Origin of the sequence: Paenibacillus gorillae, from assembly GCF_000513275.1 — a bacterium.
Lineage (GTDB): Bacteria > Bacillota > Bacilli > Paenibacillales > Paenibacillaceae > Pristimantibacillus > Pristimantibacillus gorillae.
In genome coordinates, this window is the sequence record NZ_CBVJ010000060.1 from 1 (window position 1) to 13,042 (window position 13,042).

The 13,042-nt window shown below is 49.1% G+C and carries 12 protein-coding genes; 3 read left to right on the top strand and 9 right to left on the bottom strand.

Annotated features, from left to right (window positions below; translation table 11 throughout):
- Nucleotides 1-598 precede the first annotated feature (598 nt).
- Both TY10_RS10515 and TY10_RS10520 read right to left on the bottom strand, forming a co-directional pair.
- Complete coding sequence (locus TY10_RS10515; RefSeq protein WP_081735206.1) at nt 599-1,456, bottom strand: TolB family protein; 858 nt, start codon at nt 1,454-1,456, stop codon at nt 599-601.
- Between the two features lie 36 nt (nt 1,457-1,492).
- Complete coding sequence (locus TY10_RS10520; protein WP_042163031.1) at nt 1,493-2,014, bottom strand: TetR/AcrR family transcriptional regulator; 522 nt, start codon at nt 2,012-2,014, stop codon at nt 1,493-1,495.
- 199 nt (nt 2,015-2,213) lie between these two features.
- On the opposite strand from TY10_RS10520, the gene TY10_RS10525 reads away from it, so the two are divergent.
- Nucleotides 2,214-2,432 carry a hypothetical protein gene (locus TY10_RS10525; protein WP_052350476.1) on the top strand — a complete coding sequence of 73 codons (219 nt, stop codon included), beginning with the start codon at nt 2,214-2,216 and terminating at the stop codon, nt 2,430-2,432.
- Between the two features lie 81 nt (nt 2,433-2,513).
- On the opposite strand, the gene cysI is transcribed toward TY10_RS10525, so the two are convergent.
- The 6 genes from cysI to TY10_RS10555 all read right to left on the bottom strand — a co-directional run bounded on the left by cysI (nt 2,514) and on the right by TY10_RS10555 (nt 9,165).
- A complete protein-coding gene (gene cysI, locus TY10_RS10530; protein WP_042163033.1) occupies nt 2,514-4,250 on the bottom strand; it encodes an assimilatory sulfite reductase (NADPH) hemoprotein subunit in 1,737 nt (578 codons plus the stop codon).
- A 67-nt stretch (nt 4,251-4,317) separates the two neighbouring features.
- Entirely contained in the window at nt 4,318-6,183 is a 1,866-nt protein-coding gene (locus TY10_RS10535) for an assimilatory sulfite reductase (NADPH) flavoprotein subunit (RefSeq protein ID WP_042163035.1), read from the bottom strand.
- A gap of 249 nt (nt 6,184-6,432) precedes the next feature.
- Nucleotides 6,433-6,669, bottom strand: a complete 237-nt coding sequence (locus TY10_RS10540) for a helix-turn-helix domain-containing protein (RefSeq protein ID WP_042163037.1) — start codon at nt 6,667-6,669, stop codon at nt 6,433-6,435.
- A gap of 10 nt (nt 6,670-6,679) precedes the next feature.
- Nucleotides 6,680-7,162 (bottom strand): DUF2975 domain-containing protein, encoded by a 483-nt coding sequence (locus TY10_RS10545; protein ID WP_042163040.1) that lies wholly within the window; start codon nt 7,160-7,162, stop codon nt 6,680-6,682.
- Nucleotides 7,163-7,379: 217 nt separating this feature from the next.
- Nucleotides 7,380-8,651, bottom strand: a complete 1,272-nt coding sequence (locus tag TY10_RS10550) for an MFS transporter (protein ID WP_042163042.1) — start codon at nt 8,649-8,651, stop codon at nt 7,380-7,382.
- Between the two features lie 64 nt (nt 8,652-8,715).
- Entirely contained in the window at nt 8,716-9,165 is a 450-nt protein-coding gene (locus TY10_RS10555; RefSeq protein ID WP_042163044.1) for an Rrf2 family transcriptional regulator, read from the bottom strand.
- A 200-nt stretch (nt 9,166-9,365) separates the two neighbouring features.
- Here TY10_RS10555 and TY10_RS10560 point away from each other — a divergent pair, with 200 nt between their 5' ends.
- A complete protein-coding gene (locus tag TY10_RS10560) occupies nt 9,366-10,037 on the top strand; it encodes a cupin domain-containing protein (RefSeq protein WP_081735207.1) in 672 nt (223 codons plus the stop codon).
- A 181-nt stretch (nt 10,038-10,218) separates the two neighbouring features.
- Nucleotides 10,219-11,430 carry an oxalate decarboxylase family bicupin gene (locus TY10_RS10565; protein ID WP_042163046.1) on the top strand — a complete coding sequence of 404 codons (1,212 nt, stop codon included), beginning with the start codon at nt 10,219-10,221 and terminating at the stop codon, nt 11,428-11,430.
- Nucleotides 11,431-11,507: 77 nt separating this feature from the next.
- On the opposite strand, the gene TY10_RS10570 is transcribed toward TY10_RS10565, so the two are convergent.
- Nucleotides 11,508-12,872, bottom strand: a complete 1,365-nt coding sequence (locus tag TY10_RS10570) for an ABC transporter substrate-binding protein (RefSeq protein ID WP_042163048.1) — start codon at nt 12,870-12,872, stop codon at nt 11,508-11,510.
- Nucleotides 12,873-13,042: the final 170 nt, after the last annotated feature.

The following is a 13,042-nucleotide window of genomic DNA, read 5'->3' on the forward strand; positions in this document are numbered from 1 at the left end:
TACGCTTACCCTCTCATGCAACAGACAGATCAAGACCGCTCCACTAAACCTGGGTCACTGCGCGTTTTGGTTCATGCCTTTACTGTGACGTAGCCAGGGCAAATCCGGGCATAACAGACTCATGTAGAGAATAACATTCACTCAGCGCGGCGAGAGAAATTTAGTCAGTGCATGTTACTTTAAAAAACTGTTGGAGAAGGAAGCCACATCATCGTATAGCGGAGTTTAGTACGTATAAGTTGCTGCTTCTAGCATAAAGCAGCCTTGCAACTGTCATTCCCACTGTTCTAGGTAAGTTGGTAGGGACGGGAACGAATCAAAATGCAAAAGTGCAGGTTGTCAGCCGTGTTTTCGGCGATTTATGGCTTCAAAATGCAATTGTGCATTTTGATTGGCCTAAAATGAACCAAAAAGGCTAAATCTAGCGATTTCAAATGTATTTTTGCATTTTGAAGGCGGTTTTGGGGCTTTTGAGGCTTTTAAAAATGTACTTTTACATTTTGTTTCTCGTTTCGTGAGGGGGAGACCAGAGACCAGTATGAGTATCGTCGGCTAGAACCAAAAAAAAGAGCCGCGGCCGCAGCTCTTTCCCTCTATTCTATGCCTCCAGACGATAGCTCACAAAAGCGAGGCGTTGGCTGTCAGGCGACCAGGAATTGACGTTTATTGTGCCCTGTCCCCCGAACAGCTGCACCAATGTGCGTGACTCGCCGCCTGCACTTGGTATGAGTCGGATCTCAACTTCCTTGTTAGCGGGATGATCGCCCGGATCGACGTCTCCCTTACGATAGGATATGTAGGCCGCCCACTGACCGTCCGGTGAAATATGCGGGAACCAGTTGTTGCTTTCTTCGAAGGTCATCTGTGTCTGCTCGCTGCCATCCGCATTCATACGCCATACCTGCATTAGGCCGGAGCGGACGGAGTTGAACCAAATATGACTGCCATCCGGCGAATATTCAGGACCATCATTTAGCCCAGAGCTGTCCGTCAGCCGCTTCTCAAGCCCGCCAATTGCCGGAATCGTATAAATGTCGTATTCGCCATCCCTCTCTGCACAATAGGACAACGTACTCCCATCCGGCGACCAGCCATGAAGATAGCTTGGCCCCATCGGAGTAATCAGAACGGGTGCACCACCAGTTAAAGGGAATGTATAGATGCGGGATTTGCCGTCCTCGGCAGTATGATGGCTCACAGCAACATGCGTATTACCGGGAGACAGTACATGATCATTATTGCAGCGAACAGCAAATCCTGAATCAATCACCGAACTTATGCCCGTAGCCAAATCAAATGCATACAGCTTCCCTTCACAGTTGTAAATTAGGGTTGTTCCATCCGACGTCCAGTTAGGCGCTTCAATTAAATACGGGAATTGAGCTAAAACCGTTCGTTCCCCCGTCGAAATATCAACCGTTTCCAAAATGCTCGTTAATTTGCTCGTCTTCTCCACCGCAATCTCTCCCCTCACTGAATCATTCCGTGCCAATCATTCCTTCACAAACAGCTCCGGCATATCTAATGCCATAGAAACGTTGCAGAGCATCCCGCGGGCTAAAAAGTTGGTCGTACGCGCCTCCGGCTGGTCAATCCCCGCTTGCTGGAAAGCGTCATTAACCATCTGCTGAATCTTACCCATTCCTTGCTTAATCGACTGCCGAACCGCTGGTTCGTTAATCGTCTGTGCTTGCATTTGCAGCAAAATTTCATGGCGGTGCGACTGCATAACCGACTCATAGGCGCGCCTCAGGCCATCCTCCAACTGCTCCGGGGAAGCGGCATCAATGACGATTTGAAATTGTCCGATAATCCGCTGCCAAGATACCTCCAGCGCCTCGACAAGCAGCGACTCCTTAGTAAAAAAGCGGTATACATAAGGCTGGGAAATCGAAGCCAGCTCCGCCACTTGTGCCGTTGTCGCCCGGTAATAGCCGATTTCTGCAAAAACCTCAATGGCTGCGGCTACAATTTCCGCACGGCGGTTTGCAGAAGCCGCAGTTACTTTTGCCATAGCTATGCTCCTTTCTTGCACCCGTTATATGAGAAAACTTTATTGATTGACCAATTACTATTGAAATCATTATAGGCGACCCGCTTCCCCGCTGCAACCTATTTATTGGTACAACCTCTTAGCACTATTGCTGTTATGCGCCTGCCAAAGCCAATTTACCACGGATAGCTGGGCCAGCGACCGTGAGAAAAGAAGCGCAATGTTAAGTAATTTATTAAATAAGAACAATAATCTAGTGGGCAAGACGGAGAATGAAATCATTGCTTTAATAGGCAAGCCTGAACAGAAGCTCGATGAACCCTCATTCCAATATGTTTATTACCTAGGCAGAGCCGGACTAGGCGTTGACGACAGCATGCTCGTTCTCCAGTTCGACGAGAGCTGGAAAGTAAAATCCCATAAAATACGCTACGATTAATCATAACGAAAGCTCAAATCTATAAAGCAAAAGGACCTCTTACACCCGAATCGGGTTAAGAGGTCCCTTTCATTAATAGTATTAGCTGTGGAAATCAGTTCCGGAAAGGACAGCCTTCACATACCCCGTCCGTACGACGAAATCGCCGAAATGCTCACCTTGTCCGCGTTCCGTTGCAAACCGGTTAATGATTGGCTTCAAGGTGTCGATAATTTCCTCTTCACCGATATTTTCGAGATACAGCTTGCTGAGGCGGTCTCCCGTAAAGCCCGCTCCCATGTACATATTGTATTTGCCTGGCGATTTGCCGATAAAAGCGATCTCACCCAGTGCAGGACGAGCGCAGCCATTCGGGCAGCCCGTCATCCGGATATTAATCTCCTCTTCGCGCAAGCCGGCATCTTCCAGAATCGGCTCCAGCTTGTCGATGAGCGTCGGCAGGTAGCGTTCGGCTTCCGCCATAGCCAAGCCGCAAGTTGGCAGCGCTACGCAAGACAAGGCGCTGCGGCGCAATGCAGAAAGAGACGAGCCTTCGGAAATGCCGTACTCTTTCAACAGTGCATTAATCTTCGACTTTTTCTGGCTCGTAATGTTGGCGATAACCAGGTTCTGGTTCGCCGTCAATCGGAAATCACCAGTATGGATTTTAGCAATTTCGCGCAAGCCTGTCTTCAGCTTGAGCGTATCTGTATCCACAATCCGACCGCTTTGAATATATAAGTTGACGTTCCATTTGCCGTCTTTGCCTTTTATCCAGCCATAACGGTCACCTGTATGATCGAATTGGAAATCGCGGGCAGGCTCCAGCTTCCAGCCGAGACGATCATGAAGCTCATCAACGAACCAATCGAGGCCATGACGGTCAACCGTGTACTTAAACCGCGCATATTTCCTTACGGAACGATTGCCGTAATCGCGCTGGATCGTAACTGTTTTTTCCGCAACGTCGAGAATTTGGTCAGGTGTGACGAAACCGATGACGCGAGCTAACTGTGGATACGTTTGATTATCGCCATGCGTCATACCCATGCCGCCGCCAACGCTAACGTTGAAGCCAACCAGCTTACCCTTCTCGACGATGGCAATGTAGCCAAGGTCCTGCGAATACACGTCGACGTCATTGGACGGAGGAACGGCAATGCCAATTTTGAACTTCCGCGGCAGGTACACCGGTCCGTAGATCGGCTCGACCTCTTTCGGCGCCGCTCCCTCTTGCTCCAGACTGTCGACTACCTTTTCCCCATCGAGCCATATTTCATGGTAAGCAGGCGTCTTCGGCGCCAGATGCGTCGTCAGCTGCTGCGACCAATAATAGACTTCACTGTGAATATCGGATTGATACGGATTCGGGTTGCACATCACGTTACGGCTTACGTCGCCGCATGCCGCAAGCGTCGTCAACAACGCATGATTGATCTCCTGAATTGTCTCTTTCAAATTCCATTTCAGAACGCCGTGCAATTGAAACGCTTGACGAGTCGTAACCCGTAAGCTTCCGCTGCCGTACTTATCAGCCAGCTCATCCATGACGAGCCATTGCTCCGGTGTCGATACCCCGCCTGGTGTGACGACGCGAAGCATGAATTGGTAGGACGGCTCCAGCTTTTGCTTTTCCCGTTCGTTGCGGAAATCCCGGTCATCCTGCATGTAGCTGCCGTGAAATTTCAACAGCCGGTTATCCAATTCAGGCAAGCCGCCTGTGACACGGTTAGCCAGAGATCCTACCAGAGAGCCGCGCAAGTAATTGCTTTCGACTTTCAGCAATTCCACGTCGCTTGGAGGTCCGCCAACCGGTTCAACTTTTTGTTTATTTGCCATTGCTGCCAACTCCTTTACTTTTGCATGACGTACAAGTTACAACTATCTTCATCTATATATGCAACGTTTAATAGACATCGCGCTGGTAACGGCCCTGCTCTTGCAATCCCGCCAAGTAGGCGGCAGCCGCTTCGGAATCTTTTCCGCCCTGCTGCTGAATGACCGTCAAGAGCGCAGTATGAACATCATGTGCCATATGCTTCTCGTCCCCGCATACATACACATGTGCGCCTTCCTCCAGCCATTGGTAAAGCTCCTTCGCTTTCTCCAGCATTCTGTGCTGCACGTATACCTTTTCCTTCGTGTCGCGAGAGAAGGCTACGTCCAGGTTCGTCAGTACGCCGTCCTTAAGCATACGCTGCCAGTCCGTCTGATACAAAAAGTCCGTTACAAAGTGGCGATCGCCGTAGAACAGCCAGCTTTTCCCGGTCACGCCAAGCTCTTCACGCTCTTCAAGGAACGCCCGGAAAGGTGCAACACCTGTACCTGGACCAATCATAATAACCGGAGTTTCCGGATTGACCGGCGGCTTGAAATTCGGATTTTGCTGGATGAAAATCGACAGCTTGTCGCCTGCTTCGAGACGCTCGGAAGCTTGTACGGAGCATACCCCGTTGCGTTCTCTGCCATGCGCATCGTATTGCACTTTGCGGATCGTCAGATGAACTTCCTCGGGATGCGCGCTGTAGCTGCTGGCGATGGAGTAAAGACGCGGCGGCAGCTTGCGAAGCAAATTCGCAACATCCTTCGGTGCAATCGTCCATGGCGCGTAATCGTGAAGCAGGTCGAGCAAATCCCGGCCGTTGATATACGCTCTCAACTGCTCTTTATTGTCCGGCTTAACTAGCTCTGCCAGTTTGTCGTTGCCGGAATAGGCAACCGCTTTCTCCAGCAGCGGCTTCGTCAGCACCGTAATTTCGTAATGATGCTCCAGCGCATTCCGAAGCGTTGCTGTCTCACCCGATTTCCCCGCAGCAACCTGCTCATCCGGATTCCATTTCATTTCTTCAATAATACGTTCGACCAGCGTCGGATCATTCTGCGGATAAATACCTACACAATCGCCCGGTTCATACGTCAATCCCGAGCCCTCAAGCGACAGCTCCAGATGACGAGTCTCACGGTCAGATCCGCGTCCGTTCAGGTTTAAATTCTCCAATACTTCAGCCTTGAACGGGTTAACACGCGAAAATTCCGATTCTCCTTGTGTGGAGACGGACGCAGCAGACGTTGCTGCAGAACCAGCAGCAGTTACAGCGCCAGCGGAGGTGTTTAACGCGCTTGCTACACTAGCAATCCACGCCGATGCCGTTTCGTCAAAGTCAACATCACAGTCGGCCCGGTCGACGATACGCTGCGCGCCAAGCTCCTCAAGCCGCTTGTCAAAATCCTGGCCTGTTTTGCAGAAAAACTCATAGGACGTGTCACCCAGCGAAAGCACCGAAAATTTGGTTTCTTCTAATTTAGGCGCCCGTTTGCCATGCAAAAATTCATAGAAAGTCAATGCATTATCCGGCGGGTCTCCCTCGCCATGCGTGCTGACAAGAATAAATACATGACCGGCTTTCTTCAAGTTATTTGTCTTGAACTGATTCATGGAGGAGAGGGTGACTTGAACGCCCTGCCCCTTCAGCTTCTCGGCCAACTTACCTGCCAGACGCTGCGAATTACCCGTCTGGGAACCGAATAGAATCGTCGCATCCTTCGGAGCCTCAACAACTGCAGCAACTGGTGCTTCCTGTACTGCGACTGCGCTGACGGCTTCAATAGCAACCGATGTTTCCGAGCCGGCGACTGAAGATGCCCCAGCACTAAAAAAGGCCAGATACCCGCCTAACCATTGAATTTGCGCGGGAGAAAGGGTCGGCAATAACCGATTGAATAGCTCAGCTTGTTCTTCCGTAAACGGACTGTTCGTCACTTTGAGTTGCAACTACATTCACCTCGTATCGTTTTCGAAAACGCATAATTCCAAGTTCGACGCTTTGTTTTATATTCTGACCTAATGCTACCTCAGCGCCGTACTATGGTCAATGAATTCGAGGCAGTTTTAGCTATAAGAAATTTTGTGAAATCATTCAGTTTTTCTTATAAAACGACAATTAACGAAACAGCGCCCCCTCAAATATTGAAGGGACGCTGTCTCGTTATTGAACTGGCCTGATTGTTGCTTCAACAGCAGCTATTCGGTTTCATCGATAATGATGCTGTCTCCATCGTTTCTGTATTCCAGTAGATCGCCAGGCTGGCATTCTAAAGCTTTGCAGATTGCCTCCAGCGTTGAGATTCGAATCGCCTTTGCCTTGCCATTTTTCAAAATAGAAAGATTGGCCATTGTTATGCCGACTCTCTCAGCAAGCTCGGTTACACTCATTTTCCTTTTTGCCAGCATCACATCAATATTAATTATTATCGCCATAATATGCACCTCAGACCGTCAAATCATTTTCTGATTTAATATCGATCGCTTCTTTTAACAGCTTCTGGAGAACTGCGACAAAAACGGCAATGACCAGAGAAGCAAAAATAATGACCATCCCGATTACAATAATACCCGGAGCATCGTCCTTCTCTGCAATGAGATAAAAGAGCGGCATGCCCACCACATACAAACCGCTAAATGCGACAGCACAATATTTGATAAGCTTCAAAGCCCGTACAGATAATAGCGAGAACGCCTTGTTCCTGTCAATATAATTTAGAAGCTTATAGGCTTGATACAGAGCAAAATAGAATGGCAATGCCGATGCGTACAAATCGATGAAAACAAGAAACTTCAAATACGTATAATCCGGGTACAATTCTGCTGTGAAGCTCGCGATTTCAGGTACTACAAAAATACATAAAGCTAGAAATGGCAGACCAATAAGAATGACAGCCGCCTTTAAAAAGAGTGTTGTTCCCCGTTCCATAAAAACCCCTCACTTATCGTAAAATTTAATTAGACTTTATCATATAATTTATCGTTTTACAATAAATAAATCATGAATTTAAATATATTATTGTTGTTTAACTCTTCCCCAGTTAGCCTTCAATTTCGTGAGACCCTATACAAAAAGGGGGTTCCAAAGCCATCCAATGACGGACTTTGAAACCCCCTTATCGTTGAAAGAAGCTGAATCGGGTGTTTTATACCACCGCTGCAGCAACCGCAGATTTCGACTTCCGAATACGCATCGCCATTATCGAAGCGAATAAGCAGAGGAAGCCTGCAACGGCGAACGGCACCGTGTAGCTGCCTAACAAGTCACGAAGAACACCCGCTCCGTATGCGGCAGCCGATGCCCCGGCCTGGTGAGCCACGACGATCCAGCCGAAAATCATGCCAGCCTTCTCTTTGCCGAAGGCATCTGATGACAGCTTCGCCGTCGGCGGAACGGTCGCGATCCAATCAAGCCCGTAGAAGACAGAAAAGATAAGCAGCTGCGTATAACCGGAGCCAAGCGCAAACGGCAAGAAAATAAGCGATAAGCCGCGAAGGCCATAATACCAGAACAGCAGCTTGCGGCTGTCGAAACGGTCTGTCAGCCAGCCTGAGAGCGTTGTGCCTACCAGGTCGAATAACCCCATTAGGGATAGAAGACCGGCTGCAATGACAAGCGGAATACCGAAGTCTCCACAAGCCGGAATAAGATGCGTTCCAATCAAGCCGTTGGTCGAGAAGCCGCAGAGGAAGAACGTTCCCGCCAGCAGCCAGAAGGTGCCGCTTTTGGCTGCTGATCCAAGCGCTCTGATTGGCGTCATGAACAGATTGCCGGTGAAGGGAGCCGGCTTAACGACCGTCTCTTCGCCAAGCACCGGCAACCCGATGTCAGAAGGATGATTACGCATGCCGAACCCGATTAGCGGAACAAGGAGCAGCAGTGCTCCAATGATTGCGTAGATTGCAAAACGCCAGCCCCACAGGCTTGTTGCCTGGGCGATCAAAGGCAGGAACAGCAGTTGACCGGTAGCCGCACTTGCCGTCAGCATACCGATAACAAGTCCTTTATGCTTCACAAACCACCGGTTAGCGATCGTTACGCCAAGCACGTTGGCTAGCGAGCCTGTTCCTAGTCCAACCAATACACCCCAGATGATGATAAACTGCCAGATCTCCGTAATAAACGGGGTAAATCCAATACTTATTACTAGTAAAAGGATGGATAATAGCATAATTCTCGATACGCCGAACCGGGCCATAAAGGCTGCGGAGAATGGGCCCATTAAGCCGTACAATAGGATACGAATCGAAGCAGCAGCGGAGACATCGCTCCTTCCCCATCCGAATTCCTTTTCCAGAGGAAGCATGAGAACACTAGGCACGGAACTGATTGCCGCTGAAATGAGCAGCGTCGCAAATACTATGCCTACAATAATCCATCCATAATAAAACCGTGAGGTTCTCTGTAAATTTGACACGGGAAGGCTCCCTCCACTTTCTCAATGTAATTGAATCAGTTGCATTGAACGATATAAAAAAAAATTATTCCACCGCCAGGATCATCGTCTCCTCGTAGATCGTCTCCATATTCGTACGAGACAGCTCCTCCCGAAAAGCCTGCTCTGCCGCACCGTAGTATTTCCGCAGTGTAGGCTGAATGCCGCGGCCAATTGAGCAACGCTGATTAGGCTTGCTGTAGTGCATTTCCTGCAATGGTTGATCGACAACAGCATCATATACGTCCAGCAGCGTTATGTCCTGCGTGGACCGGGTCAGCTTCCAGCCGCCGTTCACATTGCCTCTTCGGACATCGACCAGACTGGCTTTATGCAAGCTGCTGAGAATTCGTCTTATAAACACAGCATGGCTATTGACACTCTCTGCAATCGCTTGTGATGTTACATAGACGGAGAGGTCATTCTTCTTGACCTGTTCGTAGCGAATGCGGGATAAAATATGCAAGGCAACGGTAAAATGACTGTTTGCTCCCATGTCCTCACTCCTTCAATAGAACCACTATAGTTACATTAAATTGTATTGTCAATATTAAAGTTTCATGCCGCTATATCCCATTATACAAAGACCGCTATAAGGTACTGCTAAGTTTACTCCGATTTTCTCACCTATCCTGGGCAGACGAATACAATGATCTATGCGAGCGCCTATACACGCAATTGAAAGGAAGGAATGGCATGGCAGTTTCCTATATGGACTTTACGTCACCATCTGTAAAATTTACTTATGATTTGAAAAATAACCCGTTTTTCCAAAAGGATTCACGCAACTATATTAACGCTCTTGGCATTCAGCAATTGAATACGCTTGGCAATGTATCCTTGCTTGATATTTTTCTCAGCACTGGCAATGTTGTTGAACCGCACATTCATCAGAATGCATCGGAGCTTGTGTTCTGCATATCAGGTGCAGCACTGGTTTCCCTTATTAATCCTTTCACCAAGCAGCTGCTTAACTATCAGATCCAACCGGGCCAAGTGGCTAATATTCCCCAAGGCTGGTGGCACTATGAAATGGCTACCGTGGACAATACGCAACTGCTTGCGATCTTCGACGCGCCCGTTCCGGAATTCATCCCGGCTTCCGATATGCTGCGGCTCACACCAGCAAGTGTATTCGCCCATACCTACTGCCTCGATGAAGCCAAGGTGAAAAACGCGCTTGCACCGATTACAGATACGGTTGTTATCGGGCCGCCAAGCAGCTGTCATAGGGAAACGGATCAGGGTTTTGCGCAAATTCCGCAGCGACAGGTGCGCAGCTGCGCCGAGCCTTCTTTTAACGGACAGATCGGCAACGGCTGGAGCTATCCCGCTCCTAATGGATATAGCGGCGGTTACGGATATTAAATGATAGGATGCATCAGATAATCCGCTTTAGAAGGCTTCTGCTAACCCAGGCAGGAGCCTTCTGCCTTTTCACTGCGTTTATGTACATAAAAGACAAGCAGAATTACATAGCTATGGATAGATGCACGGAATCATGCTCGTGATGTATATCATTAACGGTATGGGAGGCAGTGAATGAGACATGAACGATGAACGTTCTAAGAACGAACCCCTTATTCCTATTCCGCAGCCCATTCGCAGCGATGGCGCAGGCGGTCCGGATTACGGCCCCCGCGATATTATGCGCGACTTGGAAAATCCGGACATGCTGGTTCCTCCAGTTACAGATGCCGGCTTAATGCCCAATTTGAAAATGTCTTTCTCCGATACACATATGCAGCTCAATCACGGCGGCTGGTCGCGGGAGATTACGGCTCGGGATTTACCGATCGCGACGACGCTCGCCGGCGTCAATATGAGCCTAACGCCCGGCGGCGTACGGGAGCTGCATTGGCATCAGCAAGCGGAATGGGCCTATATGATCTGGGGAACCGCACGCATTACCTCTGTCGACCAGAACGGACGCAATTTCATTGCCGACCTCGGTCCAGGCGACCTCTGGTATTTTCCTGCAGGACTTCCCCATTCCATTCAAGGTCTCGCTGAAGGCTGTGAGTTTCTGCTCGTCTTTGATGACGGGAATTTCTCAGACTTAAATACATTATCCATTTCCGATTGGTTCGCACATACTCCCAAGGACGTGCTGTCGGCTAATTTTGGTGTACCGATGGAAGCTTTTCGGAATATCCCGGACGATCAAGTTTATATTTACCAGGATCATGTACCCGGTACGATAGAGAGTCAGGAAGTGCAGTCCCCCTACGGTAAAATACCGCTTAGCTTCAAGCATCGCTTGCTTGCCCAGCCTCCTCTGCGCACGCCGGGCGGCAGTGTCCGAATCGCGGACTCCACCAATTTCCCGATTGCCAAGACAATTGCAGCTGCGCTTGTCGAGATTGAGCCGGGAGCGATGCGAGAGCTGCATTGGCATCCAAACAACGACGAATGGCAGTATTATTTGTCCGGACAAGGCAGAATGACCGTATTCGGCGGCAACGGGAGGGCGCGCACCTTCGATTACCGGGCCGGAGATGTAGGTTACGTCCCCTTTGCCTTCGGCCATTACATCCAGAACACGGGAACGGAAACGCTCTGGTTTCTGGAAATGTTCAAAAGCGACCGGTTTGTCGACGTATCCTTGAACCAGTGGATGGCGCTGACTCCGCAGGAACTGGTAGCAAGCAATCTCCATGTCGGTCCTGAGTTGCTTCATGTACTGCGCAAGGAGAAGTGGCCCGTCGTCCGTTATCCGGGTTTCTCCTATTATCCTAGACCGTCTGGATCGAGAGACTGAAGCACCAACATCGAGTTGCCTGTTGAACAGATAAAAGCCCGGGTTCATGAAGAACCCGGGCTTTCGTCCGTCGCTTACTATTTCAACGTGTCTCTCACTTCAAGCGTACGCTTATTCCATTTTTCCGTTTCTGGAATCAGCTGATTGATGTCTGCACCCTCAAATACGATTTTATTCAAGAGATCATTCCAGTTGTACTCGCCCCATGCAGGGACAGTAACACCTGGTTGAATTTTTGCGTTTTCTTTTGCAATTTTAACCGCTTCTTTGTTTTTGCCTGCCCACATTGGCGTTTCGTCATAGTAAGCAGTCAACTCTGGATCGATGACGGAAGCGTTCGCGCCTTGGTCGATCTTCCATTTTTGAGCTTCTTTGGAGAATTGGAATGCGATCCACAAGAATGCTTCTTCTTTATGTTTCGAACCGCTCAGCAAGGACAGCGGACCGTAGATTGTGTAACCAGGCTGGCTTACTTTGCCTTTAGGGAAAGGAAGAACGTCCCACTCGAATTTAGCGTCTTTTTTCAGGTTAGGAAGCACCCAGTCGCCGCCAATAGCAAAGCCTGTTTTACCATTGATGAACTCTCTTGTTACATCGCCTGTTTCTGTTGCTTTTGCGAAGCTTTGCATCGAACCGTCTTTCCAGACGAATTCAGACAGCCATCTTACATCGTTCATAACTTCAGGCGTGTTGAGCAAGCTTTGCGTCATATCTTCGTTCAGGTAGTGAATGTTCGCTGCGTGACCGTCAGCAATGGCTTTCGTGCTCAACACGCGCATTTGGAATTCAGGCTGCGTCGTCAAGCCGTACTCGCCTGCTTCTGGATCGGTAATTTTTTTGGCGATTTCACGGAAATCGTCATACGTCCAGTCGTTAGCAGGGAATTCTACACCATGTTTCGCAAGCAGATCTTTGTTGACCAGAATCCACATTGGCACGTCAACGAAAGGAACAGCAAGCTTTTTGTTATTCCAAGTCATCGTATCGAAGAAGCCTTCTGGCAATTGAACTTCATTGAAAGTTACATCATCCTTAATGTACGGAGTCAAATCTTCCAGCAGACCGCTTTGGTCATATGTGATCAAGTCGGAATCGATCCAAGTCAAGTCGGCAGGTGTGCCTGCCGCTTCCAAGGAAGCGATGATTTCCATGATCGGCTGGCTGTTTACCGGAACTTGCTCGATTGTGATCCAAGGGTATTTCTTGTTGAACATATCATACAGCTCTTGATACGAGTCTGACCAGGAGATCAGCTTGAGCGTAACAGGCTCTCTGTTCTCAGGAGCTTTCGTCGCCTCAGGCTCCGCAGTAGGCGCGTTCGTAGCATTTCCTCCGTTAGCAGGCGTGTTCGTGCCGCTGTTGCCGCCCGAGCACGCGGACAATACAAGTGTCAATACAAATACAAGCGTTAGCATCCAAGCAAAGCTCTTTTTAGTTTTCATTTAACTTCCTCCTCATGAATGATTGACCCTAACCGTTCCCCTTAAAGCGCATACATAATTGCCGATGATGACTGAACGCCGCTGCAATGAAGCATACTTGCCGAATTTGCCTTCTATTTCGTCTGATGCCGGGTTCGGCCATCACCTCCCTAACGAAATGTAGGGGGCGG

Bases quoted from the DNA above. Each gene is read 5' to 3' on its own strand.
- TY10_RS10520 (WP_042163031.1), bottom strand. From the start codon at position 2,014: ATGGCAAAAGTAACTGCGGCTTCTGCAAACCGCCGTGCGGAAATTGTA.
- TY10_RS10525 (WP_052350476.1), top strand. From the start codon at position 2,214: ATGTTAAGTAATTTATTAAATAAGAACAATAATCTAGTGGGCAAGACG.
- cysI (WP_042163033.1), bottom strand. From the start codon at position 4,250: ATGGCAAATAAACAAAAAGTTGAACCGGTTGGCGGACCTCCAAGCGAC.
- TY10_RS10540 (WP_042163037.1), bottom strand. From the start codon at position 6,669: ATGGCGATAATAATTAATATTGATGTGATGCTGGCAAAAAGGAAAATG.
- TY10_RS10545 (WP_042163040.1), bottom strand. From the start codon at position 7,162: ATGGAACGGGGAACAACACTCTTTTTAAAGGCGGCTGTCATTCTTATT.
- TY10_RS10555 (WP_042163044.1), bottom strand. From the start codon at position 9,165: ATGGGAGCAAACAGTCATTTTACCGTTGCCTTGCATATTTTATCCCGC.
- TY10_RS10560 (WP_081735207.1), top strand. From the start codon at position 9,366: ATGGCAGTTTCCTATATGGACTTTACGTCACCATCTGTAAAATTTACT.
- TY10_RS10565 (WP_042163046.1), top strand. From the start codon at position 10,219: ATGAACGATGAACGTTCTAAGAACGAACCCCTTATTCCTATTCCGCAG.
- TY10_RS10570 (WP_042163048.1), bottom strand. From the start codon at position 12,872: ATGAAAACTAAAAAGAGCTTTGCTTGGATGCTAACGCTTGTATTTGTA.